Source organism: Rhodococcus sp. SG20037, assembly GCF_031763325.1.
Lineage (GTDB): Bacteria > Actinomycetota > Actinomycetes > Mycobacteriales > Mycobacteriaceae > Rhodococcus_F > Rhodococcus_F qingshengii.
The window spans coordinates 6,169,999-6,193,738 of record NZ_CP134497.1; the positions used below are offsets into that span (position 1 = coordinate 6,169,999).

Below are 23,740 nucleotides of genomic sequence, written 5' to 3' on the forward strand. Positions count from 1 at the left end.
TATTCCTTTCGGTGTTCAAGTTTCAGGCAGCGGCTGCAGCGAGAGCCGGAGTGCGCTTGGCGGAGAGTCGAACGAGCGCGAGATAGAGAAAGAAGCTGGCCACGGACCCGACGAGCCAGGACACGTCGACCCCGTTCATGGCTGCGGCCACCGGTCCGGTAAAGAAATCGCCTGACATGAAAGGCATTTGGATGACAAATCCGAGGATGTAGGTAGCCAGGGCCGGTATGTTGAAGGCCCCATAGCCGGCATTGACGTCACTGAACGCGGCAATATCGTACTGTCCCTTGGCGATCATGTAATAGTCGACCAGATTGACGATGCTCCAGGGGATGAGCAAGCACATCAGGAAGTGGATGAAGTTGGAGTAGTTGACGAGAAAGTTGTCAGCGAACAGCAGGGCCACCATGAATGCGATGACGGCGGTGCAGGTGGCGACGAGGTTACGCGCGAAAGCTCCTGGTTTCCAGCCTGTTCGGAATGTTTGCATCAACGTCAGCGTGCACAGGGACGGGCCGTAAAGGTTGATCACCGCCGCGTCGATGGCGCCGAGGAAAAGCATGACGAGAACGAAGACGCCAATCGGACCTGGCATGATGTCGAGCAGTTGAGCGACGCTTCCGTCGCCGCCTGCCGCGGTCACGAGGAGCGCACCGAGGGTCATCACCGGAATCGCGCCGACAACGGCGCCGAGATAGGTGTACCAGAACGCCTCGCGCGAAGGAGTCGCCGCAGGCAGGTAGCGAGAATAGTCGGAAACGTAAGGCGCGTAGGCGATCTGCCATGTCGCGGCGATCGACGTCATCCCGAGGAAACCTATCACGCTAAAGCTCGTATCCGCCGATGTCGCGGGCCCTCCACCGGCGGCTTGGAAGGTGAACACGGCGATCAAGATGACGGCAATTCCGAAGAGAACGAGCAAGGCGCGGTTGAGTCGGTGAATGAACTCGTAACCGAAGATGACTGCCACCAGCGTGAGACCAGTAGTCAGCACCAACGCAAGCGAGGGGTTCAATGCGGGTACCAACGCAACAAGTGTGTCTCGGGCAAGCACGATGATAGACGCGAGAAAACCCAGGTACATCAGGATGACGACGACCAACACGAGCAGCGAGCCGTACATACCGAATTGTCCACGTGCCTGAATCATCTGCGGCACACCAAGTTTTGATCCCTGCACCGAGTGCAATGCCATGAAGACCGCACCGATCAGGTTACCGAGGACGATCGCGGCAATTGTCGAGGCGATGTCGAGTCCGTACACAGTCGGACCCAGCACACCCATCACGAGGGTAAGGGGCATGATCTGGACGCCGAACCAGACCGAGAACAGATGGCGGGCAGTACCGGTGCGGCGCTCTTCCGGCACAGGTTGGATCGTGAGGTCCTCGATGAGTGAGGAATCAGTGGTCTTCATTGGCACCTCTGCAGTGCGTGAGTAGTGAGAATCGGAACCGATCGAGTGATGTACGGATAATCTACAACTGTGCAGTAAGAAATATCTACGAAACCGTGGAGAATTTTCTTTGCCGAAACATCCTCGAAACAGGGCAATTTCCCTGTTTAACTCACTTCAGACGGAGAAGATCGATGAAATCTGTGCTAAATACCTCATATTGTGCTGATGGATCTGTGGGCGCACACACGTCCATGTCCGAATTGTTTTCGATAGGCATAGGTCCGTCGAGTTCACATACCGTCGGGCCCATGCGTGCTGCCGCGTCGTTCGTGGCGGGACTACGCAACGCACACCTGCTTGCACGGACTTCGCGCATTCAGGTACGGCTTCGCGGCTCCCTCGGGGCCACCGGAGTCGGCCACGGATCTCCCGACGCAGTCCTCGCGGGCTTACGCGGATGGTCACCGCACGACTGCGATCCCGCTGCCGTCCACGGATTATGGGAACATTCGCGTTCGCTGCACGAAATATCAGTCGACGACCACTCGGTCACCGTCGCTTACGAGGACATCACTCTTGCCCCGTTCGACCCCCACCCAGATCACCCGAATGCGTTGGAGTTCACTGCGATAGCGAACGACGGCACAGTTATCGAGGACCGCACTTTCCTATCCGTCGGCGGCGGTTTCGTAGTGACGGTGGGCCAGACGCAACCATCGCCACCACAGATTCCGTACCCCTACCGCACGTTCGACGACCTTCTTGCACTCAGCGCATCACGGGAAGTGACCGTCGCAGAGATTGCCGCGGCAAACGAGTGGGCGCTCGGCCGAGACCCCCAAGCCGACGCGGTCGAGATCTGGGAAGCCATGCGGGCGTGCATCGGCGCCGGTCGCACGCGGGCAGATGGCACACTCCCGGGAGGTCTTGCCGTTCGCAGACGTGCCCCCGGACTCGCCAGGACTCTGGACAGCCAACCCACGCACGAACTGACCGCAATTTCTCGGATCCAACTCGCAGCATTGGCCGTCAACGAGGAGAACGCATCGGGATTCCGGGTGGTCACCGCGCCGACGAACGGGGCAGCGGGAATCTTGCCCGCAGTTGTGGAGCATTACCTTCGGACGCCAGGTGCCGACATGAATGGCGTCGTCGACATGCTCCTGACCGCGACTGCCATCGGCAGCGTCGTGAAGGCGGGCGCTTCCATCTCCGGGGCGGAGGTCGGCTGCCAGGGCGAAGTGGGTTCGGCGTGCGCGATGGCGGCCGGAGCCTTGTGCGCGGCCCTCGGCGGAACGCCGGCACAGGTGGGAAAGGCAGCGGAGATGGGTCTGGAACATCACCTGGGCCTGACCTGTGATCCGGTGGCCGGACTGGTACAGATCCCGTGCATCGAACGCAATGCGATAGCTGCCGTCACCGCGGTTCAGGCGGCGACACTCACCCTGAACGAGGAGGATCAGCCACACCACGTCTCACTGGACACCGCCATCCGTACCTTGCGCGACGTTGGCGCCGACATGCACGACAAGTACAAGGAAACTTCACGCGGCGGGCTTGCAGTCAATGTCGTCGAGTGCTGAGTTGTCCACCCAGCCCGCGGCCAATCGAGGCCGTCTAGCCGTGACACCTTGGTACACGTATCGGGCCGCAGTGTGGTTTTATATATCGGCGCGATATAGTTGGTTATCGCATCAAGCGGTTAGGTTCAACGACTCGGGAGGTTTGTCAGTTGCTCGAACTCGCAATCCTCGGGCTGCTCCTCGAGTCACCGATGCACGGATACGAGCTGCGTAAGCGGCTCACTGGTCTGCTCGGCGCATTCCGCGCGTTCTCGTACGGATCGCTGTACCCGGCACTGCGGCACATGCAAGCCGACGGATTGATCTCGGAAGACGTCGACACTGCCACCGGCACGCTCAAGCGTCGGGCGCGTCGCGTCTACCAGCTCACTCCGGAAGGTCGGCAACGGTTCACCGAACTGGTCGCCGACACCGGGCCGCAGAACTACACCGACGACGGTTTCGGCGTTCACCTCGCCTTCTTCAGCCGCACCCCCGCAGAAGCGCGGATGCGGATCCTCGAAGGCAGGCGACGCCAGGTCGAGGAGCGCCGTGAGGGGCTCCGCGAGGCCGTCGGTCGGGCCAGCGGATCGCTGGACCGCTATACCCGTCAGCTCCATCAGCTCGGACTCGAATCGAGTGAACGCGAAGTGCGTTGGCTCAACGAATTGATCGCAGCCGAGCAATCGACAACAGGAACATCCCGGAAAGAAGGAGAACCCGACCATGGGTGAGAACAGCACCGCGGTGCGCGTAGCCATTGTGGGCGTGGGTAACTGCGCCTCGTCCCTGGTTCAGGGCGTCCACTACTACAAGGATGCCGACGAGACCCAGACGGTCCCCGGCCTCATGCACGTCAAGTTCGGTAAGTACCACGTCCGCGACGTGCAGTTCGTCGCTGCGTTCGACGTCGACGCCAAGAAGGTCGGCTTCGACCTCTCCGAGGCGATCCTCGCGAGCGAGAACAACACCATCAAGATCGCCGACGTCCCGCCCCTGGACGTTCCCGTTCAGCGTGGCCCGACCCTCGACGGCATCGGCAAGTACTACGCCGAGACCATCGAGCTGTCCGACGCCGAGCCCGTCGACGTCGTCAAGGCACTCAAGGACGCTCAGGTCGACGTCCTCGTCTCCTACCTGCCCGTCGGTTCCGACGACGCTGACAAGTTCTACGCACAGTGCGCGATCGACGCAGGCGTGGCATTCGTCAACGCTCTGCCCGTCTTCATCGCTTCCGACCCGGAGTGGGCTGCCAAGTTCAAGGACGCCGGCGTCCCGATCGTCGGTGACGACATCAAGAGCCAGGTCGGCGCCACCATCACCCACCGCGTGATGGCGAAGCTGTTCGAAGACCGCGGCGTCGTGCTGGACCGCACCTACCAGCTCAACGTCGGTGGAAACATGGACTTCAAAAACATGCTCGAGCGTGATCGCCTGGAGTCCAAGAAGGTTTCCAAGACCCAGGCCGTGACGTCCAACCTGACCGGCGCACTTGCCGGCAAGGTTCACGACCGCAACGTCCACATCGGTCCCTCGGACTACGTGGAGTGGCTCGACGACCGCAAGTGGGCATACGTCCGCCTCGAAGGCCGCGCCTTCGGTGACGCTCCCCTGAACCTGGAGTACAAGCTCGAGGTCTGGGATTCGCCCAACTCTGCCGGCATCATCATCGACGCCGTCCGCGCAGCCAAGATCGCCAAGGACCGCGGCATCGGTGGACCGGTTTACCCGGCTTCCGCTTACCTGATGAAGTCCCCGCCGGTCCAGATGGCCGACGACAAGGCTCGCATCGAGCTCGAAGCGTTCATCATCGGCGCTGACGAAGCTTAATTCGACTCACACTGATTCGGGGTCTTGCGCCAATGGCGCAAGGCCCCGATTCTGTTATCCGCAGGGTGTTTCCGCATCCGCGCGGGTAATCACGCCTGCGGCTGCCGAATTGCCGTGCGGGTCCGGGTGCCGCTCAGCGTGGAATGATGGACATCAGAACCATCACACGGATCGAGGACCCCATGTCGATTACGTCGCTGCCAGTGCTCGATCTGTCGCTTGCGCAGAACCCCGACACCGCCGAGCAGTTCCGCACTCAGCTCCGCGAGGCCACCCACGAGGTCGGATTCTTCTACCTGGTCGGCCACGGAATTCCCGACGAACTGCAGCGCCGCCTCCTCGCCGTCGCCCGCGAGTTCTTCGCGCTGCCGACTGCCGAGAAGCTCGCGATCGAGAACGTCCGCAGCCCGCACTTCCGTGGGTACACCCGGCTCGGCGGCGAACTGACCGAAGGCAAGCAGGACTGGCGCGAGCAGATCGACATCGGGGCCGAACAGCCCGCGGCCGAGCGCACCGACACCTCACCGGCCTGGGAGATCCTGCAGGGCCCCAACCAGTGGCCCGACGCCCTTCCCGAACTTCGCGACGTCATCACCGAGTGGAACGACACGCTCACCTCGATCGCACTGAGCCTCTTACGCGAATGGGCGGTAGCCCTGGGCCAGGATGCGACCATCTTCGACGACGCGTTCGCTCACGATCCGTCGATCCTCATCAAGGTGGTGCGTTACCCGGGCCGCCCGAAAGGTGCCGGCTCCCAGGGCGTCGGCGGGCACAAGGACGCGGGTGTGCTGACTCTGCTCTATGTCGAACCGGGCAAGGGTGGTCTGCAGGTCGAGCACGACGGCGACTGGATCGACGCGCCGCCGATCGACGGGGCGCTGGTGGTCAACATCGGCGAACTGCTCGAGGTCGCTACCGGCGGCTACTTGAAAGCGACTGTGCACCGGGTAGTTTCACCCGAGGGCGACGGTGAGCGTATCTCGGTGCCGTTCTTCTTCAACCCGAACTACGCAGCGCAGATCCCGGAGTTCGACCTACCTCCCGAGCTGGCGGCGCGCGCCACCGGCGTCACCGTGGACGCGAACAACCCGATCCACGATTCCTACGGGGCGAATGCCCTCAAGAGTCGACTACGTGCGCACCCCGATGTCGCGGCCCGCTGGTGGCCGGACATCGTTGCGGCACAAAGCGCTACCTGACGCTGAACTACAGATCCATCGCGACTTTCCACGCCGTGTGCATCGCGCCCTCGATGTAGTCGACGTTCACCGCGTCACCGACCACGTGCACGTCGGAGACGACGCCGATCAGAGAATCGGCCAGTGGCGCCTGCGCCGACACTCCCGAGGCGACGACAACCATGTCGGCCGGAGCGGTCAGTGTCTTTTCACCGGAACGGAATTCGACGTGCTCCTTGGTGATGCGCTGCACCGTTGAATTGCGGTGAATGTTCACACCGACATGCTTGGCGTGGCGCACCGCCGTCCAGCGGCGCGGCATCGCCATCGGAATGCCCAACTGCTGGCCTTCTTCGATCAGCGTCACAGTGCGACCTCGCTCGGCCAGGAACTCCGCAAGCTCGAGTCCGACAAGCGAACCACCGATCACGACAACGTCCTTACCCATGGGCAGGAACTTGCGGGTCACAGCTCGGATCGCCGCGGGGCTCTTGGTGATACCGGACAGCTTGCCCAACTTGGCCATCGTCCGCAGGAACGGCGGTACCTGTGAGACGTCTCCCGCTCCGGTCATCAACGCGCGCAACGAATCACCGGTGTGCACGTGCGGGAGATCACCGCCCGGAACGCTAGGCCGCTCACGAACCGCACCGGTGGCCACGACTACGGCGTCGGGGTTCAGTGCCCGGATCGAAGCAACCGAGGCTTCGGTCTTCAGTCGAACATCGACACCGAGACGCTCGATTTCCACTTTCAACCAGCTGAGCAGACGCCCGTTGTCCGGGGTAGTGAGGCTCGAGAACCACAGGGTGCCGCCGAGGCGATCGGATTTGTCCAACACCGTGACTCGGTGCCCACGTTCAGCGGCCACGCGAGCCGTTTCGAGACCACCGGGGCCCGCTCCGACCACAACAACGTGTTTCGGAGTGCTGGTCCGAACGAAGGGGAGCAGCGCTTCGTTGCCCAGGGCAGGGTTCACCGCGCACAGCGGGGTCTCGTCCCAGAAGTTCTCCTGCACGCAGACGTAGCAATTGATGCAAGGCCGAACCCGCTCGGGTACACCGTCTTTGAGTTTGTTCACCAGCTGTGGATCGGCCAGGAGCTGACGGCCCATTGCGGCGAAGTCCGTGCGACCTTCCGCGATCATCTTCTCGCCGACCTCGGGGAGCATACGTCCGACGGTGATCACGGGGATCGATATCGCCTGCTTGATTCGCGTTGCATTGTCGGTGTAGTAGCCGACCTTGTCGGGCAGTGGTCCGTCGGTGAAGTTGGCAAAAGCATTCAGCGCGGTACCGGTGACATGAATGGCGTCAGCTCCGGCCTCTTCGAACATCTTCGCGGCCGCAGCAGCCTCGTCGACCGTCAGCCCGTCGGTTTCGCCGTACTCTTGACCGGCCAGACGCACGATGACGGCAAGCGCACCACCGACCTCCTCCTTGACCGCCCGAATGACCTCACAAGCGAGGCGAGCACGGTTCTCCATGGAACCTCCGTACTCGTCGCTGCGCTGATTCGTGTACCGACTCAGGAACGCTCCGAGGACGTAGTTGTGGGCACAGTGAATCTCGACGGCGTCGCCGCCCGCCGCCTTCACCCGTCCGGCAGCCTCGGCGAACATGCGGACCAGCCAATCAAGATCTTCCTCGGTTGCCTCGTGGTACGTAGCCCTCTTGCCCTCGTTGATGGCAGCCATCTTGCCCAGTTCTTCGGGCGTGCAATCGGCCATCGCGCTCATGTCACCCGGCGGCTTCGGCGTGGACGGGACCAACTGCGGTCGGCCGTCGAGGGTATCGATGCGCGCCACCTTGCCGTGGTGTGTCATCTGCACACAGAGCTTGCTGCCTGCGTCGTGGACTGCGTCGGCCAACGCCTTGAGACCGGGGATGAACCGGTCTTCCGAAAGCCCCGGTTCCTTGCGGCTGGTGCAGCCCAGCGGATACGCAACAGCGCAGCAACCGGTGATGATCAGACCCGTTCCACCAGCTGCACGCGCCACGAAGTGGTCGATGTCGCCCTTTTCGATTTCCCCGTCTTCACACAGGTTCATGTCCATCGCAGGGAGAACCACGCGATTGGGCACGGTCATCGGGCCGATGGTGCCTGGTGCGAGCAGGTGCGGAAAGGTCTGGCTTCGGATCGTCACGAGCAGACGCTAGAACCGGACCACGCCCATCCGTTGCCGCACTCCCGATCAACGAGACTTCAAGCGCTGTGACGTGCGAGGCACTCGGCTATCACCTCGAGCGCATATTCGAGGTCCGCGGATTCCACTCGCCCGTAGCCGATGACCAATCCGCCGGGGTCTCCGTGCGTTCGGGTGGACTCGACCAGGGTGGGCACTTCGACGCCGTGTTCAAGTGCCTCGCGAGCGACGGTGGCTGCCAGATCCGCGTCGAGCATGAGCGTCGTGTGCATGCCGGCGCCGAGACCCCGCAGTTCACCGAACGATGACAGCGCTTCCTCGACCGCCCGATCACGCTCCCGGTACCTGCGCCGGGCGGTACGCACCGCTCGATCCCATTCGCCGTCACGGAGCAGGGACAGGAGTGCTTGCTGCAGCGGAACCGACGGGAAGTCGCCGATTCGCTGGCGGTGTACTGCTATGCGGTCGACCAGGTCGAGGGGAGCTACCAACCAGCCCAAACGAATTCCGGCGCCGAGCGTCTTTGCAACTGTTCCGAGATACACCACCCGATCAGGAGCCAACTGGGCAAGCGCAGGCAAAGGCGCTACGTCGTAACGGAATTCGGAGTCGTAGTCGTCCTCGAACAGGACGACGTCGCGGACGCGGGCGAACTCGATCAACTGGTTGCGCCGACCTACCGGAAGCAGCCCACCCGTCGGATACTGATGGGACGGTGTCACATACACGCCACGGACGCTCTCCGACGCAGTTTCGAGTTGGTCGACACAGAGACCATGAGCGTCGACGGGCACGTCGAGCAGCGACCATCCACAGGCTGTAGCGGCCGAGGACGCATACCGGTATCCGGGATCTTCCATCGCCAGAACAGCACCACGGGTACGCAGAGCCGACAGGGCGAGGCCGAGACCATGCGTGGCACCTGAGGTGATCAGGATTCTCTCGGGTTCAACCGACATTCCGCGGGCTCTTGCCAGCAATTCCGATAGTGCCGAACGCAATTCGTAGTCACCCGCAGGATCGGGATCCTCGAAAGGTGGCGGTTTGGACCCGACGTCACGCCACGCCCGCCGCCACGCTGCCGATGCACGCGGCGGCGTCCACGGCACGCCCGGCCGGAGCTGCACTCTGGGTGACATCTTGTCGGCGGCCTTCTTCGGTGTAGTCGTGGGAGAGGGCGCGGGAGAGGGCGCCTCGGCAACGAAGGTGCCTGAGCCGTGCACAGCGACAAGCCAACCCTCGGCGATCAACTGCTCATACGCCCGTTCCACGACGCCCCGCGCCACCTCGAGCTCCGCCGCCAGCTTCCGGGAACTGGGTAACCTCAGACCCACTGCCGCCTTACCACTGCGGATATCAGCTCTCAGGTGGTCGGCAATCTGGACCGGGAGCGCCCGCCGATCTGTCCGATCGAGGACCACGGCTACCGCCGAAGGCAGAAACATTCAGAACCCTCCCGGAAGTGGCAAATCGAAGTGGCCTATCGAAGTCTCCACTGATTGGACCATGACTTGAAGCCACTTTGCCACCAGCATTGTCTGCATGACAGATTCCGTTGTCTTTGCTGCCCCTGCTCCTGCCCCCACTGCACCTGTTCCGCTGTCCCCGACAGCACGTACGACGCACAAGCGCGCCCGCCACCACGGCGTCGCAGAACGCGCGGCACTCGTCGACGTCTTGCAGTCCGCGAAGCTGTGCCACATGGGTGTGACCGTCGGCGGAGTTCCCATGGTGTTTCCCACCGCCTACGGGTTCGACCTCGACGGCCCCGACCGCGGCGGATCTATTTATGTTCACGGTTCAGTCGCTTCACGGAGCTTGGCTCCCGACAGCGAAATCTGCATCACCATCACGATCCTCGACGGGCTCGTGTTGGCTCGGTCGGGCTTCCACCACTCGATGAACTACCGCAGCGGCGTCATCATCGGATCACCTCGAGTCGTGACCGACGGCGACGAACGCGTGAAGGCTTTGAATCTGATCGTCGACCAGGTGGTTCCCGGACGTTCCCAACACTTGCGGGATCACACGCGCAAGGAAATGGTGGCAACCATCGTTCTTGCGCTGCCGTTGTACGAGGCTTCCGTCAAGGCTCGCACCGGCGGCCCCGGTGACGATGCCGCCGACATCGGTATCGAAACCGTTTGGGCTGGAGTAGTTCCCGCAGCTACGCACTTCGGTGAACCGATCCCGTCCGAGGATCTCGACTCCGGTGTCGCGCTGCCGGACCATATCTCGACGATGCTCTGACCGCACACGCCGTACACACCGGGGCATGGCTAAGCCCCGGTGTGTACGTATTCAGTTGCGCCCGTTCAGGCTGCTGTGGGTGGGCTGTTCCCGCCGATCGGCTGTTGATACGGGTCGATCGACATCGGTGGATAGAACACTGTCTTCCGATCCGGCTCGATCTCCACCCGCCATTCGGTGTGGTGCAGCGTCCGATGATGATGACCACACAACAAGACCAGATTATCGAGATCCGTTGGGCCACCATCGTTCCAATGAACAATATGGTGGGCATCGCACCACCCCGACGGTGTCCCGCACCCCGGAAACGCACACCCACCATCACGAACCGCCAACGCCCGCCGCTGCGGAACAGTCGCCGTTCTCGCTTCCTTACCGCAGTCGAGCGGAACACCATTCTCATCCAACAAAATTCGCGTCACGGTGCAGTCGCACGCCAACATCCGGGCGGTATCGATACTGATCGGGCCCACCCAATCCGTCCACGCGAACCCCAACTCCTCAGTGGACGGCAGGAGGTCTTTCAGAACTTTAAGGTCCGTCATATCTTTTGCCGACGCGGTCACCGTGATGTGCGGTTTCACCCCGCCCTCGATCGGACCCAACCCCGCCCGCTCGTACCGCCGCAACAACTCGCAGAACCCGTCCGCCCGCCGCAGCGCCGGCGTACGCGTGTCCTTGACACCGTCCTTCTCCGGCGTCGGCGCCGACAGACTCGACAACAACGTGATCAACCGGGCCCCGTTCACCGCATCCAAATCACCCTTCACCGACACACGCCCGTACAAACCTTTCGAGGCATAGAACTCGTTACGCTCCGAATCCTCACCCACCGGAACACCGTCCTCACGCTTGCCGTACTGCTTCTCGATCCGCCGGATCGCCGCCCGCACCGCATCACAATCCGCAATGTTCTTCGACGCCAAACCCAACAGGATCCCGCGAGCTTGTCCACATCCGCCAGGGTCATGTTCTTCGGCGGATGCTGACAAAACGACGCCACCTGACGGGCTTTCAACGCATCAACGTCACCACGATGAAACGCATCGCCCACAACCGGTTCGAGCATCAACAACCGCGCCAAGCCGACCAGCAGGCTGCACTCACCGATCTCCAGATTCGTCGACCCGTGCAACCACTGTGCGATCGCCCGAAAACCCTTCCCGCCGAGAACCTCCCGGGAAAACATCTCCACGATCAGCAACACCATCCGCGACTGCAATTCGTGCCGGGCGCGCACCAGATCCAGGACCTCACTCTTGAGGTCCTCGCTATCCAGTTGCCATGCATCCCGACTGTCCATGCCGAGAGTCTAATCGAACATAGTTTCGAATACAGGGGCGGATAACCGAAACTAGATGCTAATCAACAACTTTCGCATTCCAGGCGAAACGGGCAGGTTCTTGGGTCGCGGGAGTTGCCGCAACTCCGCCACCGATAAAGGGCCGGACAAGATCCAGCGGCAAGGGGAAGACAACGGTGGAGTTGTTCTCGCTACCGATCTCATGAAGTGTCTGCAGATATCGCAACTGCAGGGTGGTCGGATTGCGGCTGATCACCTCGGCCGCCTCGGCGAGCTTGGCCGAAGCCTGAAACTCGGCGTCGGCGTTGATGATCTTGGCTCGCCGCTCTCGTTCGGCCTCTGCTTGCCTGGCGATGGCGCGCTGCATGTTGGCCGGAATCTCGACGTCCTTGATCTCGACGGTCGTGACCTTGACGCCCCACGGTTCGGTCTGCTGGTCGATGACTTTCTGCAGATCCTCGTTGAGGCGTTCACGTTCGGATAGCAGCGAGTCCAGCTCAGCTTTACCGAGGATGGAGCGCAGTGTGGTCTGGGCGATCTGTGAGGTGGCGGCCAGAAAATCCTCGACTTCGACTATCGAACGGTCAGCGTCGACGACCCGAAAGTACGTGACGGCGGTGACCTTCACAGGAACGTTGTCGCGGGTAATCACTTCTTGGACCGGTATCTTCAGCGTGACGGTTCGCAGACTGACCCGCTCCATGCGATCGATCGCCGGCACCAGAATCACCAGACCAGGACCCTTCAAGGTGATCAGTCGACCGAGGCGGAACACCACCGCGCGCTCGTACTCGCGCAGAACTCTCACCGACATGCCCACAAGGACTGCAATCAGCACGACAAACACGGACAACACGACAAGCACGGTGGTCATAGCGGCAGCTCCCACGGTTCACGACGGCGCACTTTCAGAGTCAGGCCTCGAACCTGCTCTACGACGACGGATTCGCCCACGGCGGGCACAGAATCGTCGTACCCGAATTCCATTCGAGCACGCCATAATCCGCCGTCGAGCTCGACCTGACCCTGCGCACCGGTCCAACTGCGAACGGTCGCGTCCGAGCCGACAAGAGATTCCGTCCCCGTACGCACGGGAGCGCGGCGCGCGGTAAGCGCTTTTCGACTCGCTACCGCCACCACGCCCAGGCCGACTACCGCGACCCCCGCCGTCACCGGGATCGCGATCAATTGCCCGATACCGTCGGACGTGAAGAGCATCCACACGCCGGCACCGATCATGAGTGCTCCAAGCGCACCGAGCACCCCCGCGGTTGGGGCATGCGCCTCGACCACGATCAACAGGACGCCCAGCAACAGGGCAACGACACCGATCGTCGTCATCACTCGTCTCCACGCTCGCGAGGACGCGGTCACGTCGCGTAGCCATTGTGCGATCGCGCCCTCGACTTCAACGGTAATCACGTTCGGCCGGATCTGCCACAAGCGCTTTCACATCACGTCAGAGAAGGACCTCACCGATCTGTCGTGCAGTCACCTTGGCAAGATCCGCGAGGAACGGAATCCGTTCGTCGATCATCAGCTCGACCGGACCACGAAGCCCGAGAGCGTAACGCACAGTGCCAGATCCATCGATTATCGGAATTCCGATCGTTCGGAAATCCGGGGTCAACTCCTCGTCGTTGAATCCGTATCCTCGCTCACGAGTCAGTTCCAGTTCCCGGCGGATACCGGCGACATCGGTGATCGCACGCTGAGTGGTCGCTTCACGTGGCAGCGCAGCCAGCTCGGAATCGTCGACATCGGACCAAGCCAGAAAGGCTTTCCCCAGTGCGCTCGCATGCAAGGGAAGGCGGACACCCTGCAGCACGTGCCCGTCGGCCTCGCGCCACCGACTGAATCCGAGCAACACCACCTCACTTCCGCTTCGCACTGCCAGGGAAGCGGATGCTCCTGTCGTCGCGGCCAATTGCTCCAAATAGGGCTCGGACAGATAGATCCGATGCTGCCGGTAGGAGACCTGTCCGTAAGCCGCCAGCGCCGCGCCGATGCGATACCGACTGGTTGCGTCGTCCTTCTCGAGAAATCCCGCGTCGACGAGCGACTGCAGCAATCGATGCGTGGTGCTGACCGCAAGCTCTTGTCGCCGCGCAACTTCCGAGACTCCCAGTTCTTCGCCACTGCGAAAACATGTGAGCATGGTCAGGGCACGGGTTACCGTCTGAACTCCCGCGCCGCGTGCGTCCGTCACGAACGATCCTTTCGCTGTGGCCTGATCGACCTGAGAATCGGACGCTAACACGGACCCAGCAGTCCGGCCATCCTTTCCATTAGATGGAAAGGAACCGAACGTGGACCTGCAAAAGCCCAGATGAACAGACTTCCGATGTTGTCAAGATTTCCAATCTCCAGAAAACAAACGGGGGTAAAACGGACAAGCACCCAATAGCGTCATCGTCGTCAGTTCTGACGATTCAACGCCTGAAGGAGCCACATACATGTCCCGCTTCCGCCGACTGCCACGAGCTGCCGCTGCGCTCGCCATGATCCCGCTGGCCGGGTTGGCGGTGGCGTGTGGGTCTTCCGATTCCAACAGCGCCGCAGGCAATTCCAGCGCCGACTTCACGCTCAAAGTTTTCGATCCCGGAAACTCCGGTGCCATCGCCGTCGGCAAGCGTGACGGAACCTACGACGAGGCGCTGGCACCGCTGGGCGCGAAGATCGAATGGGTCAAGACCACACCGGGATTCAGCTCCAACCTCAAACTCTTCAACAGCGGTGAACTCGACATCCAAACCGGCGCATACAGTCCCGTCGTCGGCGCACTGTCCAAGGACGTGGGTGTCCGCATCTTCGCCACGTCCGACCCGTACAACAAGGACCAGGCCGGCATCATCGCCACTCCGGAGTCCGGCATCAAGACCGTCGCAGATCTGGCCGGCAAGCGCATTGCCGTCAACCCTGCAGGCAAGGGCGAGTACATCACGCTCAAGGCTCTGACACAGGCCGGAGTGCCGATCGATTCCGTCGAACGTGTTCCGCTGCAACAGGCTGACGCGGCGTCGGCGTTCTCCACCGGGCAGGTCGACGCGTGGGCATCGTTCCTGATTCCGTATCAGGAGGCCAAGGCCAAGGGCGCGGTCGAGATCGCAACCGAGGCGAGCATCGACTCCGTGGACAGCACCATCATCGCCGGCCGCACCGCAGTACTCGAAGCGCATCCCGAGGTAGTCCAGAAGTTCCTCGAGGTCACCCAGGAACTCACCGCGAAGCAGCAGGCCGACCCGGCAGCATTCGAGAACGTCTTCGAACAGACAGGTCCGCGCGCACTCTCCGGACAGCGACTCGACGACGCGATCACCCTGGGCGGCCAGATCACCAACTTCCGCTACCCGACTGCAGCCGACGCTACCGACCTCGAATCGATCTCCACGTTGTTCGCCGACAACAAGGTGATCCAGCAGCCGATCAAGGGCAGTGACGTGATCTTCGACCTCCAGGGTGCTGTGGCAGGTTCGGCAGCGGCAGCACCCACCACCGAGGGGAAGTGACCCGATGGTGACGCTGACCCGGCCCGCACGAACTGCGTCGCCGTCAGTGGAGCATCCGCAACTCGAAACGCCCCGCTACCGCCGCAATCGCAGCAGGCCCAAGTGGGTCTCGATCCCACTCCGCTTCCTCGTGCCCGCGCTGCTGGTTGCCGGATGGTGGATCGGATCCGCTACCGGACTGATCCGCGAAGAGGTCCTGGCCGGACCTCCGGCGGTGTGGACGGCATTCGCCGAGCTGTACCAGTCGGGTCAGTTGGTCGACTTCGGTCTCGCGTCGCTTCAACGTGCCGCACTCGGTGTTTCGGTCGGTGTGATCGTCGGATTGGTGCTCGGGGTTCTGTCCGGTCTCTCCTCGCTCGGCGAAGAACTGATCGACTCGACCATGCAGATCAACCGCGCGGTTCCGTTCCTCGCGCTCGTTCCGTTGTTCATCGCCTGGTTCGGTATCGACGAAACCTTCAAGGTAGTCCTGATCGCCGTCGCGACCGTCGCCCCCATGTACGCGTACACCTACCTGGGAGTGCGCGGAGTCGATCGCAAGATGGTGGAAGCGGCACAAGGTTTCGGCCTGACGGGTTGGCGACTGGTGTTCGGAGCAATTCTTCCGACCGCCCTCCCCGGTGTTCTGATGGGGCTTCGAATCTGCCTGTCGCTCAGCATCACCGGATTGATCGCCGCCGAGCAGGTCGGCACACGTGAGGGCATCGGATATCTGGTCACCCTGGCGCAGGAATACAACCGCACCGACTACATGGTTCTGTGCATCGTCATGTACGCGGCACTGGGACTCATCTTCGACGCAATCGTCAGACTGATCGAGCGGTACTCCATGCCGTGGCGGAGATTGTCGGTGGCGCGATGACGAATACAACCATCGGCTCGCTGCCATCCACCGAAGCACCTCTGCCGCCGTTGGCAGCCCGTGAGCGGACCGGCACCACCGCGGCCGAGCGACGTGCCGGATCACCGGTAGCGGTCTCGCTCACCGGAGTGCGTAAGTCGTTCGGTGACAAGACTGTTCTAGGTGGTATCGACCTCGAGATCACGCGCGGCGAGTTCGTCGTTCTCCTCGGCCCCAGCGGTACCGGCAAGACAACCCTGCTGCGAGTGCTTTCCGGTTTGGAAGCACCGGACAGCGGTGATGTGCTGGTCCCACGCGACCGCACGGTCGTCTACCAGGAACCGCGATTGATTCCGTCGAAGCGAGTTCTGGCCAATGTCACAGTCGGACAGAAACGGTCACGTCAGGTGACCGACAATGCACGCAACGCACTCGCCGAGGTCAACCTCGCGGACAAGCACCGCGCCTGGCCGGCCACCCTCTCCGGCGGCGAGGCCCAACGCGTCGCATTGGCTCGTGCTCTGGTTCGCGAACCTGAACTATTACTGCTCGACGAACCGTTCGCAGCCCTCGACGCTTTGACCAGGCTCCAAATGCAAGACTTGGTAGGCGATCTGGTCGCCCGCCACCGTCCGGCAGTACTGCTCGTCACGCACGATGTCGACGAAGCCGTACGACTTGCCGACCGTGTGCTCATCCTCGACAAGGGCGGGTTTGCCGTGGATGTCGACATCGACCTGCCACGCCCCCGCGATCGGAACGATCCCGAATCTCTGCGCTACCGAGCGAGTTTCCTGAAGGAACTCGGCGTCGGTCGCACCTTCCCCGACGGACAGGACAGTTATGACATTGATCGCTGATTCCGCAATCGACACACTCTGGTACACCCGCTGCCCCGTTCCCACCGCCAGCGGCCTCGCCAACAGTCTCGGTTGGCTCGACCGGACGGCAAACGAATCCGGAGTGCGTTTCGGCGTACTGCAAGATGCCGGACCGGAATTGGCAGTGCGCCATTTCGATCACCACCTCTCCGGACTCATTCGCGAAGGCGGCAACGTCCCCGCACTGGCCGCGCGTGCCAGTGGTTCTCCGACGAGGCTCATCGGGCTCACCTGGATCGACGAGGCCCAGGCAATCCTGGTGCGCGGAGACTCCGACATCCGAGAAGCCGGTCTTCTGGCAGGCGCTCGGATCGGCATCCCGGCCTGGGCGGCAGATCAGGCCAGGAGCTTTCCCCGTGCCATGGCCCTGCACGGCTTCGCCTCCGCACTTCGACTCGGCGAGTTGAGTTTTGCCGACGTCACTCTCGTCGAGGTTGCGACGACGGCAGCCCCCGAGGTCCGCACCGCCTCGTCCACCCGCAACACGACGTGGGGCGTCGAATCCCTGCTACGCGGCGACGTCGACGCAATCTACGTCAAGGGCGCCCGAGCCCAGGAAGTTGCCCGCGAACACGGTCTCGCGGTGGCCGTCGATCTCGATTCCACTGCTTCCCTGCGTGATCGCGTCAACAACGGCACCCCACGACCGATCACAGTTCACGCCGACCTACTCGAACAACGCCCGGACATCGTCGTGGGTTTCCTCGCCGAGAGCCTGAGAGCGGCGGACTGGGCCGCAGCCAACATCGACGAGGTCCGAGCCGTTCTGCAGACCGAAACACAGTCGGGGCCCGAAGGTGTGGTGGCAGCGTACGGCGAGAACTTCCACACCGGACTGCATTTGAGCCTGTCTGACGAGCGTGTGGACCTGCTCGGGGTGCAGAAACAATTCCTGTATGCGCACGGCTTCCTTGCCGCCGACTTCGACCTGCAGTCCTGGGTGGCGCACGAACCACTGGAACAGGCACGCAACCTTGTTGCGCAGAAGGGCACAGCAGAATGACGGACGTCTACTGGGAGCTGCCCTCGCGCGGTGACGGACGCCGGGCCGTGGCCGCGCTGAACAGTCGCGGCGGCTTCGGGCCACAGCGACCGACTACCGTCGCGACCGATGTTCGCCCCGGAAACTTCGGGCCCTTCGACGAATTGGCACAGATCGTTCTCGCAGCCGAACTGTCGGGCGTCGACGGCGTTGTCGCACCGTACGATCCGAATGGCGAAGAATCCTGGACCGTTGCTGCCGCCGCCCTACGTCAGACGCGTCATTCGCGAGTGGTCGTGGAGTTTCACCCCACTTTCGGCACCCCCGTCTACGCCGCCAAAATGTCGGCGACACTTCAGCGCCTGTCGGCAGGTCGTCTCGAATGGCGAGTGAAGGTAGAGACGGACCCCGAAGACGCCGCTGCTCGCGGCGACGTGGTTCGAGGAGCCGACCGCTACGCGCGCGCCGCGGAGTTCCTGACCGTCGCCCGTGGCGTATGGAACGAGGAGCAGATTCTCCCTGGCGGATTCGGCGGCACGGGTTACGACTTCGACGGCGAATACTACGACGTACTCGGCGGCGGATTCCGAGGCATCTTGTCGGGACTCCGTTTTCCCCGAGTACATCTGACCGGAGACTCACCGGAAGCTCTGGAACTCTCGGCCCACCATGCCGATGTCCATCAGTTCACCCTTGCCGGCGACGAGTTGTCGACACGGATCACCACCCTCGACGACCGAGCATCCGAACTCGGCAGGACCGTCGAGAAGGTCCTGCGCATCCCGATCATCGCGAGGGAAACAGCCGACGAAGCCTGGGCTCGCGTCGAACGGCAACTGAGAGAATCCGATTCCGCGGCACTCGAGATCGATCGTGGCGGCATCCTGTGGTCCGGATTCGACCGCATCGGCTACGAGCACAGTATCGGCCTCGTCGGAAGCTACGAGGAAGTGGCGCAGCGATTGTCGTCGTATCGCGATCTCGGCGTGGACGGTTTCGTCCTGTCCGGTCGGCCACACATCGAAGAGTTGCACCGGGCGGGCGAGCATCTCCTGCACCTGGTCGATCCCGAGGGTCGGATTCGCAAGGAAGAGAAGGCCACCACAGAAGAGAAGGCCACCGCATGAGCATCGATTTCTACTGGCGGATCGGGATGGAAGGCGACCACGCGTCGCTGCGTACTCCGCGTCGCTACAACCGCGGCGATGCCGGTGGATACGGGCCGGGCAACATTGCTCCCGCGATCCGCGGCGGCGAATTGGACGGATACAGCTACATCGACCACATGGCAGCGGTGGCAAAGGCTTCCGAGTCCGCAGGGTTCCTCGGTGGACTGCTGCCGTCTTTCCCGATGACCGAGGATCCGTGGGCGACCGCAGCAGCGTTGGCCGCCGAGACCACCACCTACCGTTTCATGGTTGCGTTCCAACCGGGGTTCCTTCACCCGGTACAGGCAGCGCGGATGTCGGCCAGTCTGCAGCGAGCAACCGGCGGACGTCTGGTTTACAACATCATCAGTGGTGGAGGCGGAGCGCCTCAGCTGTGGTGGGGCGACAAAGTCGACCACGACGATCGCTACACCAGGACGTCCGAATTCCTCGATGTCCTCAAGGGTGTGTGGGACGGCGAACCTTTCGACTTCGACGGTCGCTTCTTCCAAACCCACGGCGCCGCACTGCCAACCGGACTGGCCGGCCAACCGTTTCCCGAGGTGTACTTCTCCGGATCTTCGGCCGCAGCCGTCGCCGCCGCCGGACTGCACTCCGATTACTACCTTTCCTGGCTGGAGCCGTACGCCGATCTGAGAGCCAAGATCGACGGAGTGCGGGAGAACTCAGCCAAACTGGGACGCACGCCGAAATTCGCCGTACGCATCGACGTCGTAGCCCGGCACACCGAAGAAGCCGCGTGGGCCGAGATCGAGAAAGGCTGGGCCTTCGTCGACAAGGGGGCCGCCGACCGTGCAGCCCAGGGTGACTCGGTGGGCGCCGCCCGCATCAAAGGCTGGGTACCCGAACACATCACCGGCTACCGAGATCTGGAAGTGCAACCCAACGTGTGGTGCGGCTTCAGCCTCATCCGCGGCGGACCGGCGTTCGGACTGGTCGGCAGTTACGAGCAGGTCGCCGAAAGACTCGACGAGCTGCGCGAACTGGGCGTCGACGCCTTCATCCTCGCCGGTAACCCGCATCTCGAAGAGGCATACCGCGTCGGCGAAGAAGTTCTTCCCCTCCTGCAGCGCACCCCGATCACACCTTCTGGACTGGAGACTCGATGACCACCACCGAAACTCGACTCGACGCCGATACCACAGCATTCGTCGAAGAGGCGCGTAAAGCAGCGGACAAGGCATTCGACGTCTTCCGCAAGACCGGAACGGTTGCAGCCAACGGGACCGTCAACTTCGTCGAACGCGTGCCCGGCACCGAAATCGCAGTTGCACTGAACGATCCGGGACCGTGGGCGGATGACCCGTCGGTGTCACCGGTTGTCGCCACCTTCGATGGAGAGGTGCTGTCCGGCAACGGATCGGCCGGTTTTGTCACCGGCTACGCATCGGTCTTCCGTCAGCATCCGGAAATCACCAGCGTTGTCCACATCCACACACCGTGGCTCGGCGGTTGGGCACAGACACATCGGACGCTACCCATCCGCTATGCGGCTTCGCAGAGGCTGACGCTCTCCCGAGAGATTCCGCCGCACATCGATCGGTCCCGTTCTGCAGGCGATTTCATTCTCGAGCGTCTCGAACACGATCCCGATCTGGTGGCGATCTTCGAAGCCAACGGCGGGGTCAACGTCATCGGCCGCAGTGGGTTGCTCGACCTCGCGAAGTTCGTCGTCCTCCTCGAGGAAGGCGCCCAGTTCCAGGCGATCGCCGAATCCCTCGGCGGTTCGGTTGAATTCGATCCATCCAACCTCGTCGTGCAGTGGGGCCGTAGCGGACTCGCCGACGAGGCGCGTCGACGCGGCCTCATCTAGCCACCCCCATCACTGATTCAGAACAGGAAACCGTAGATCTCATGACCGTTCGCGTCGGATACTTCCCACACAACAATTCGCTGTTCGTACTGCGCCACACCGGAATCCTCGAACGGCGTCTCCCCGATGTCGAGTGGGTGGACCTGCGTGAGCTTCCCGCCAAGCCTGCAGTGAACCCGGAAAACGCCTTGCCGACCCTGCACTCGGACTGGCTGTTCGAGGAGGGCGGATACGACGTGATCGGAACCGGATTCACGCCGCCCGTCACCGGATTGGCTCAGGGCCGCGATCTCGTCTACATCGGAATCTCCGGCCCACGTGTGGAGAACGGGCGCCTGGTAGTCAAGGCAGAGTCCGAGATCAACACGGTTGAGGACCTGCGCGGCAAGCGCGTCGGCATCGCGCACGGATCGTGGCAGACCACACTTTTGTTGTTCGCCTTGGATCAGGCGGGGCTGACCTGGTCCGACATCGTCCCCGTCGACACCGACGTACGCGGTGGTGGAGCGGACCTCGTCGACGGCACCATCGATGCCTGGGTTGGCGCGTACCCGGGGCTGACGGACATCGAAGCGAACCACGAACTGCGCACGCTGATCGCCACCGACGGACTCTTCAGCCACCCCTCACTGTGGTTCACCCGGCGCGATTTCGCGGATACCAACCCGGAGGCCCTCCAGGCGATCATCGAGGCCCTGCAGGAATCCGACGCCTGGATCGAAGCCAACCCCCGCGAAGCCGCCCAGGTCTTCGTCGACGACGTCGAGAAGCGTGGCGGGTCCGCGAGCCTCGATGCCTGGGAAGCTGCACTGCGCGGACGTCCTTTCGGTGTCAACCCTGTCACCGACGAGTTCCTGGACGAGCAGCAGCGCGCGGCCGATCTCCTGCTGAGCAACGGACTACTGCCGAAAGCGGTCACCGTCCGCGAAGCAGTCGTGCCGTGGATCAGCGAGTTCGTCGGTTCGGATCGTTCGTCGATCTGAGGACCCACTCCTGACAGATCCGCTTCACACGTGACAGATACCGAACGGTCTGCCATTGTGAAGGAATGCGGCGGCGCGTGGGTGAGAGTTGGTCCACGCGACCAGTCTCAGGGGTAACCCCTGGGTCGGCCAGAAGAATTGGATACTGCGTCCACCGGCGTTCGGCACGCTCCGCGTGCTTGCCGCCGCACCGGACAAAGGATTTGGTCACCCCGCCCCGTCGCATCCCGGAGTCGGATCATGCGTGACTTCGAGCTCGATCCCGAGTTGGCGCGTCGTCTGGCCGTTGCGGCCGCTGACGCTCCGTGGACCCTCAGCGGCCTCGAGGAGGCATTCGGAACCGTCTTCGGCGTTTCCCCGACGCTCCTGGCCGTGCGCGTTCTCGACCTCATGCCCGCCCCACCGTTCGAACCGCAGACTCTGTACCGATTGCTTCGCGAACTACCTCGCCTGCGGCCTGTTCCCCTCTCACTGGACACCAATGAAACCTCGGTGTGGCGGTTCGACGTTCCCCGCTACAACACCAGTGTGGACCTGGCTCGTTCACTGGATCTGACGATCTCCGAACTCGAGTGGTTCGCCGACCGAGGGGAATGGCTCCGCACGAAACCCCGACCGCTACGCCACTACCGGCCGATGCAGATCAGCAAGAAGGCCGGCGCTCGCCTCCTCGAGGTACCGAAACCCCGATTGCGCGAAATTCAGCGGAAGATCCTGCGCCGCATCCTCGACCTGGTGCCCCCGCACGACGCGGCACACGGATTTGTCCGTGGTCGAAGCCCTCTGACTTTTGCAGCGCCGCACGCACAGTCGGAAATCGTGATCGGCGCGGACCTCGCGCAGTTCTTCCCTTCGATCAGCGGCAGCCGCGTTCATGCCGTCTTCGCCGCCCTCGGCTATCCACCCGCAGTGGCAGGCGTTCTCACCGGATTGTGCACTGTTGCAACGCCTGCCGATACCCTGCGCGGCCTACCGTATGCACAGGCATCACAGCTACGCACCGCGCATCTTCCGCAAGGCGCACCCACTTCTCCTGCACTGGCGAATCTCGTCGCACGCAAACTCGACATCCGCTTGAGTGGACTCGCACAAGCGAACTGGCTCACCTACACCCGATACGCCGACGACCTCGCGTTCTCCGGAATCGAAGTAGCCGACGTCGGCACCCTCCTCTGGACGGTCGAGCAGATCGCCGGGGACGAAGGGTTTGCCATCCATCCACGAAAGACCAAGGTGATGCGCCCTCATCGACGCCAACACCTCACCGGGTTGGTGATCAACGACCAACCCTCGTATCCGCGCGACGACTACGATCGCTTGCGTGCCCTGCTGCACAATGCCGCCAGTACTTCTGCGCAGGAACAGAATCGGGATGGCGTGGAGAACTTCCGCGCCCACATCTACGGCCGGATCGCGCACATCGGCGAAACCAGCACTACACGCCGACGCACATTGCTGCGCCTGGCTGAACGTGTGGATTGGGACGGTTAGTGCCCGCGAGCAGTCAGACCCGCGGGGTGTAGGCCATGCATTCGACTTCCATGTGCGCACCCAGCGCCAGTCCGTCTGTTCCGAACGCACTGCGGGCCGGCAGTCTCGACGCCGGGAAGTACTCGAGGTAGACCTTGTTGAACTCCTGCCAACGTGACATGTCGTCAAGCATGACAGTGCATTTGAAGATCGCTTCGACACCGGAACCGTAGGCGATCAGCGAAGCCACGATATTCTCCATCGTCTGGCGAGCCTGCGCTTCGAAGCCGTCTGCCAAGGTCCCGTCGGGAAGCATGCCGATCTGACCCGACAGATACAGAACGTCTCCGACGCGCACTCCGGTGGAGAACGGCGTATCGAAAGCGGGTGGGATGAACTCGACGGTCTGAGATGAATCCAT

The 23,740-nt window shown here is 62.6% G+C and carries 21 protein-coding genes and 1 pseudogene; 14 read left to right on the forward strand and 8 right to left on the reverse strand.

Translation table 11 applies throughout. From position 1 onward, the window contains the following. Positions 1-22: 22 nt before the first annotated feature. Positions 23-1,417 carry a cytosine permease gene (locus RHP72_RS28530; RefSeq protein ID WP_020971379.1) on the reverse strand — a complete coding sequence of 465 codons (1,395 nt, stop codon included), beginning with the start codon at positions 1,415-1,417 and terminating at the stop codon, positions 23-25. Positions 1,418-1,590: 173 nt separating this feature from the next. On the opposite strand from RHP72_RS28530, the gene RHP72_RS28535 reads away from it, so the two are divergent. From RHP72_RS28535 to RHP72_RS28550, 4 genes are all read left to right on the forward strand, one after another. Then, entirely contained in the window at positions 1,591-2,982 is a 1,392-nt protein-coding gene (locus tag RHP72_RS28535; protein ID WP_218604687.1) for an L-serine ammonia-lyase, read from the forward strand. 149 nt (positions 2,983-3,131) lie between these two features. After that, entirely contained in the window at positions 3,132-3,695 is a 564-nt protein-coding gene (locus RHP72_RS28540; RefSeq protein WP_311094132.1) for a PadR family transcriptional regulator, read from the forward strand. Next, positions 3,688-4,791, forward strand: coding sequence for an inositol-3-phosphate synthase (locus RHP72_RS28545; RefSeq protein ID WP_003945979.1), 1,104 nt, complete (start codon positions 3,688-3,690; stop codon positions 4,789-4,791). The genes RHP72_RS28540 and RHP72_RS28545 overlap by 8 nt, the downstream gene beginning before the upstream one ends. A 143-nt stretch (positions 4,792-4,934) precedes the next feature. Further along, positions 4,935-5,993, forward strand: a complete 1,059-nt coding sequence (locus RHP72_RS28550) for an isopenicillin N synthase family oxygenase (protein WP_232329954.1) — start codon at positions 4,935-4,937, stop codon at positions 5,991-5,993. Positions 5,994-6,000: 7 nt separating this feature from the next. Here RHP72_RS28550 and RHP72_RS28555 read toward each other — a convergent pair whose 3' ends face one another. Together RHP72_RS28555 and RHP72_RS28560 are read right to left on the reverse strand one after the other, a co-directional pair. After that, on the reverse strand, positions 6,001-8,118 hold the full coding sequence (locus RHP72_RS28555; protein ID WP_058039348.1) for an FAD-dependent oxidoreductase: 2,118 nt from the start codon (positions 8,116-8,118) through the stop codon (positions 6,001-6,003). Positions 8,119-8,177: 59 nt separating this feature from the next. Beyond that, entirely contained in the window at positions 8,178-9,563 is a 1,386-nt protein-coding gene (locus tag RHP72_RS28560; protein WP_007735514.1) for a PLP-dependent aminotransferase family protein, read from the reverse strand. Between the two features lie 97 nt (positions 9,564-9,660). On the opposite strand from RHP72_RS28560, the gene RHP72_RS28565 reads away from it, so the two are divergent. Then, positions 9,661-10,368 carry a pyridoxamine 5'-phosphate oxidase family protein gene (locus RHP72_RS28565; protein ID WP_007735513.1) on the forward strand — a complete coding sequence of 236 codons (708 nt, stop codon included), beginning with the start codon at positions 9,661-9,663 and terminating at the stop codon, positions 10,366-10,368. Positions 10,369-10,433: 65 nt separating this feature from the next. Here RHP72_RS28565 and RHP72_RS28570 read toward each other — a convergent pair. The 4 genes and pseudogenes from RHP72_RS28570 to RHP72_RS28585 all read right to left on the reverse strand — a co-directional run bounded on the left by RHP72_RS28570 (position 10,434) and on the right by RHP72_RS28585 (position 13,880). After that, positions 10,434-11,671: pseudogene (locus RHP72_RS28570) on the reverse strand (DUF222 domain-containing protein). Between the two features lie 58 nt (positions 11,672-11,729). Then, positions 11,730-12,545, reverse strand: a complete 816-nt coding sequence (locus RHP72_RS28575; RefSeq protein WP_003946040.1) for a slipin family protein — start codon at positions 12,543-12,545, stop codon at positions 11,730-11,732. Further along, positions 12,542-13,012 (reverse strand): NfeD family protein, encoded by a 471-nt coding sequence (locus tag RHP72_RS28580; RefSeq protein ID WP_007735511.1) that lies wholly within the window; start codon positions 13,010-13,012, stop codon positions 12,542-12,544. Before RHP72_RS28580 ends, RHP72_RS28575 begins: the two co-directional genes overlap by 4 nt. A 118-nt stretch (positions 13,013-13,130) precedes the next feature. Beyond that, positions 13,131-13,880 (reverse strand): IclR family transcriptional regulator, encoded by a 750-nt coding sequence (locus RHP72_RS28585; protein WP_030537941.1) that lies wholly within the window; start codon positions 13,878-13,880, stop codon positions 13,131-13,133. Positions 13,881-14,127: 247 nt separating this feature from the next. Between RHP72_RS28585 and RHP72_RS28590 the strand changes: the two genes are divergently transcribed. The 9 genes from RHP72_RS28590 to RHP72_RS28630 all read left to right on the forward strand — a co-directional run bounded on the left by RHP72_RS28590 (position 14,128) and on the right by RHP72_RS28630 (position 23,340). Next, entirely contained in the window at positions 14,128-15,180 is a 1,053-nt protein-coding gene (locus RHP72_RS28590; RefSeq protein WP_058039347.1) for an NrtA/SsuA/CpmA family ABC transporter substrate-binding protein, read from the forward strand. 4 nt (positions 15,181-15,184) lie between these two features. Then, complete coding sequence (locus RHP72_RS28595; RefSeq protein WP_058039346.1) at positions 15,185-16,042, forward strand: ABC transporter permease; 858 nt, start codon at positions 15,185-15,187, stop codon at positions 16,040-16,042. Beyond that, on the forward strand, positions 16,039-16,881 hold the full coding sequence (locus RHP72_RS28600) for an ABC transporter ATP-binding protein (RefSeq protein WP_081558895.1): 843 nt from the start codon (positions 16,039-16,041) through the stop codon (positions 16,879-16,881). Before RHP72_RS28595 ends, RHP72_RS28600 begins: the two co-directional genes overlap by 4 nt. Further along, positions 16,865-17,905: an ABC transporter substrate-binding protein gene (locus tag RHP72_RS28605; protein ID WP_007735503.1), complete on the forward strand. Its 1,041-nt coding sequence runs from the start codon at positions 16,865-16,867 to the stop codon at positions 17,903-17,905. The genes RHP72_RS28600 and RHP72_RS28605 overlap by 17 nt, the downstream gene beginning before the upstream one ends. Further along, positions 17,902-19,011 (forward strand): LLM class flavin-dependent oxidoreductase, encoded by a 1,110-nt coding sequence (locus RHP72_RS28610; protein ID WP_058039345.1) that lies wholly within the window; start codon positions 17,902-17,904, stop codon positions 19,009-19,011. The genes RHP72_RS28605 and RHP72_RS28610 overlap by 4 nt, the downstream gene beginning before the upstream one ends. Beyond that, on the forward strand, positions 19,008-20,162 hold the full coding sequence (locus RHP72_RS28615; protein ID WP_007735501.1) for an LLM class flavin-dependent oxidoreductase: 1,155 nt from the start codon (positions 19,008-19,010) through the stop codon (positions 20,160-20,162). Before RHP72_RS28610 ends, RHP72_RS28615 begins: the two co-directional genes overlap by 4 nt. After that, entirely contained in the window at positions 20,159-20,866 is a 708-nt protein-coding gene (locus tag RHP72_RS28620; protein ID WP_234552206.1) for a class II aldolase/adducin family protein, read from the forward strand. The genes RHP72_RS28615 and RHP72_RS28620 overlap by 4 nt, the downstream gene beginning before the upstream one ends. 41 nt (positions 20,867-20,907) lie before the next feature. Continuing rightward, positions 20,908-21,849, forward strand: a complete 942-nt coding sequence (locus tag RHP72_RS28625; RefSeq protein ID WP_003946000.1) for an ABC transporter substrate-binding protein — start codon at positions 20,908-20,910, stop codon at positions 21,847-21,849. A 240-nt stretch (positions 21,850-22,089) separates the two neighbouring features. Beyond that, positions 22,090-23,340 (forward strand): reverse transcriptase family protein, encoded by a 1,251-nt coding sequence (locus RHP72_RS28630; protein WP_081377614.1) that lies wholly within the window; start codon positions 22,090-22,092, stop codon positions 23,338-23,340. Between the two features lie 13 nt (positions 23,341-23,353). Here RHP72_RS28630 and RHP72_RS28635 read toward each other — a convergent pair whose 3' ends face one another. Beyond that, positions 23,354-23,740, reverse strand: coding sequence for a RidA family protein (locus tag RHP72_RS28635; protein WP_003946047.1), 387 nt, complete (start codon positions 23,738-23,740; stop codon positions 23,354-23,356).

Bases quoted from the DNA above. Each gene is read 5' to 3' on its own strand.
- RHP72_RS28530 (WP_020971379.1), bottom strand. From the start codon at position 1,417: ATGAAGACCACTGATTCCTCACTCATCGAGGACCTCACGATCCAACCT.
- RHP72_RS28535 (WP_218604687.1), top strand. From the start codon at position 1,591: ATGAAATCTGTGCTAAATACCTCATATTGTGCTGATGGATCTGTGGGC.
- RHP72_RS28545 (WP_003945979.1), top strand. From the start codon at position 3,688: ATGGGTGAGAACAGCACCGCGGTGCGCGTAGCCATTGTGGGCGTGGGT.
- RHP72_RS28550 (WP_232329954.1), top strand. From the start codon at position 4,935: ATGATGGACATCAGAACCATCACACGGATCGAGGACCCCATGTCGATT.
- RHP72_RS28560 (WP_007735514.1), bottom strand. From the start codon at position 9,563: ATGTTTCTGCCTTCGGCGGTAGCCGTGGTCCTCGATCGGACAGATCGG.
- RHP72_RS28565 (WP_007735513.1), top strand. From the start codon at position 9,661: ATGACAGATTCCGTTGTCTTTGCTGCCCCTGCTCCTGCCCCCACTGCA.
- RHP72_RS28575 (WP_003946040.1), bottom strand. From the start codon at position 12,545: ATGACCACCGTGCTTGTCGTGTTGTCCGTGTTTGTCGTGCTGATTGCA.
- RHP72_RS28580 (WP_007735511.1), bottom strand. From the start codon at position 13,012: ATGACGACGATCGGTGTCGTTGCCCTGTTGCTGGGCGTCCTGTTGATC.
- RHP72_RS28590 (WP_058039347.1), top strand. From the start codon at position 14,128: ATGTCCCGCTTCCGCCGACTGCCACGAGCTGCCGCTGCGCTCGCCATG.
- RHP72_RS28595 (WP_058039346.1), top strand. From the start codon at position 15,185: ATGGTGACGCTGACCCGGCCCGCACGAACTGCGTCGCCGTCAGTGGAG.
- RHP72_RS28600 (WP_081558895.1), top strand. From the start codon at position 16,039: ATGACGAATACAACCATCGGCTCGCTGCCATCCACCGAAGCACCTCTG.
- RHP72_RS28605 (WP_007735503.1), top strand. From the start codon at position 16,865: ATGACATTGATCGCTGATTCCGCAATCGACACACTCTGGTACACCCGC.
- RHP72_RS28610 (WP_058039345.1), top strand. From the start codon at position 17,902: ATGACGGACGTCTACTGGGAGCTGCCCTCGCGCGGTGACGGACGCCGG.
- RHP72_RS28615 (WP_007735501.1), top strand. From the start codon at position 19,008: ATGAGCATCGATTTCTACTGGCGGATCGGGATGGAAGGCGACCACGCG.
- RHP72_RS28620 (WP_234552206.1), top strand. From the start codon at position 20,159: ATGACCACCACCGAAACTCGACTCGACGCCGATACCACAGCATTCGTC.
- RHP72_RS28625 (WP_003946000.1), top strand. From the start codon at position 20,908: ATGACCGTTCGCGTCGGATACTTCCCACACAACAATTCGCTGTTCGTA.
- RHP72_RS28630 (WP_081377614.1), top strand. From the start codon at position 22,090: ATGCGTGACTTCGAGCTCGATCCCGAGTTGGCGCGTCGTCTGGCCGTT.
- RHP72_RS28635 (WP_003946047.1), bottom strand. From the start codon at position 23,740: ATGGATTCATCTCAGACCGTCGAGTTCATCCCACCCGCTTTCGATACG.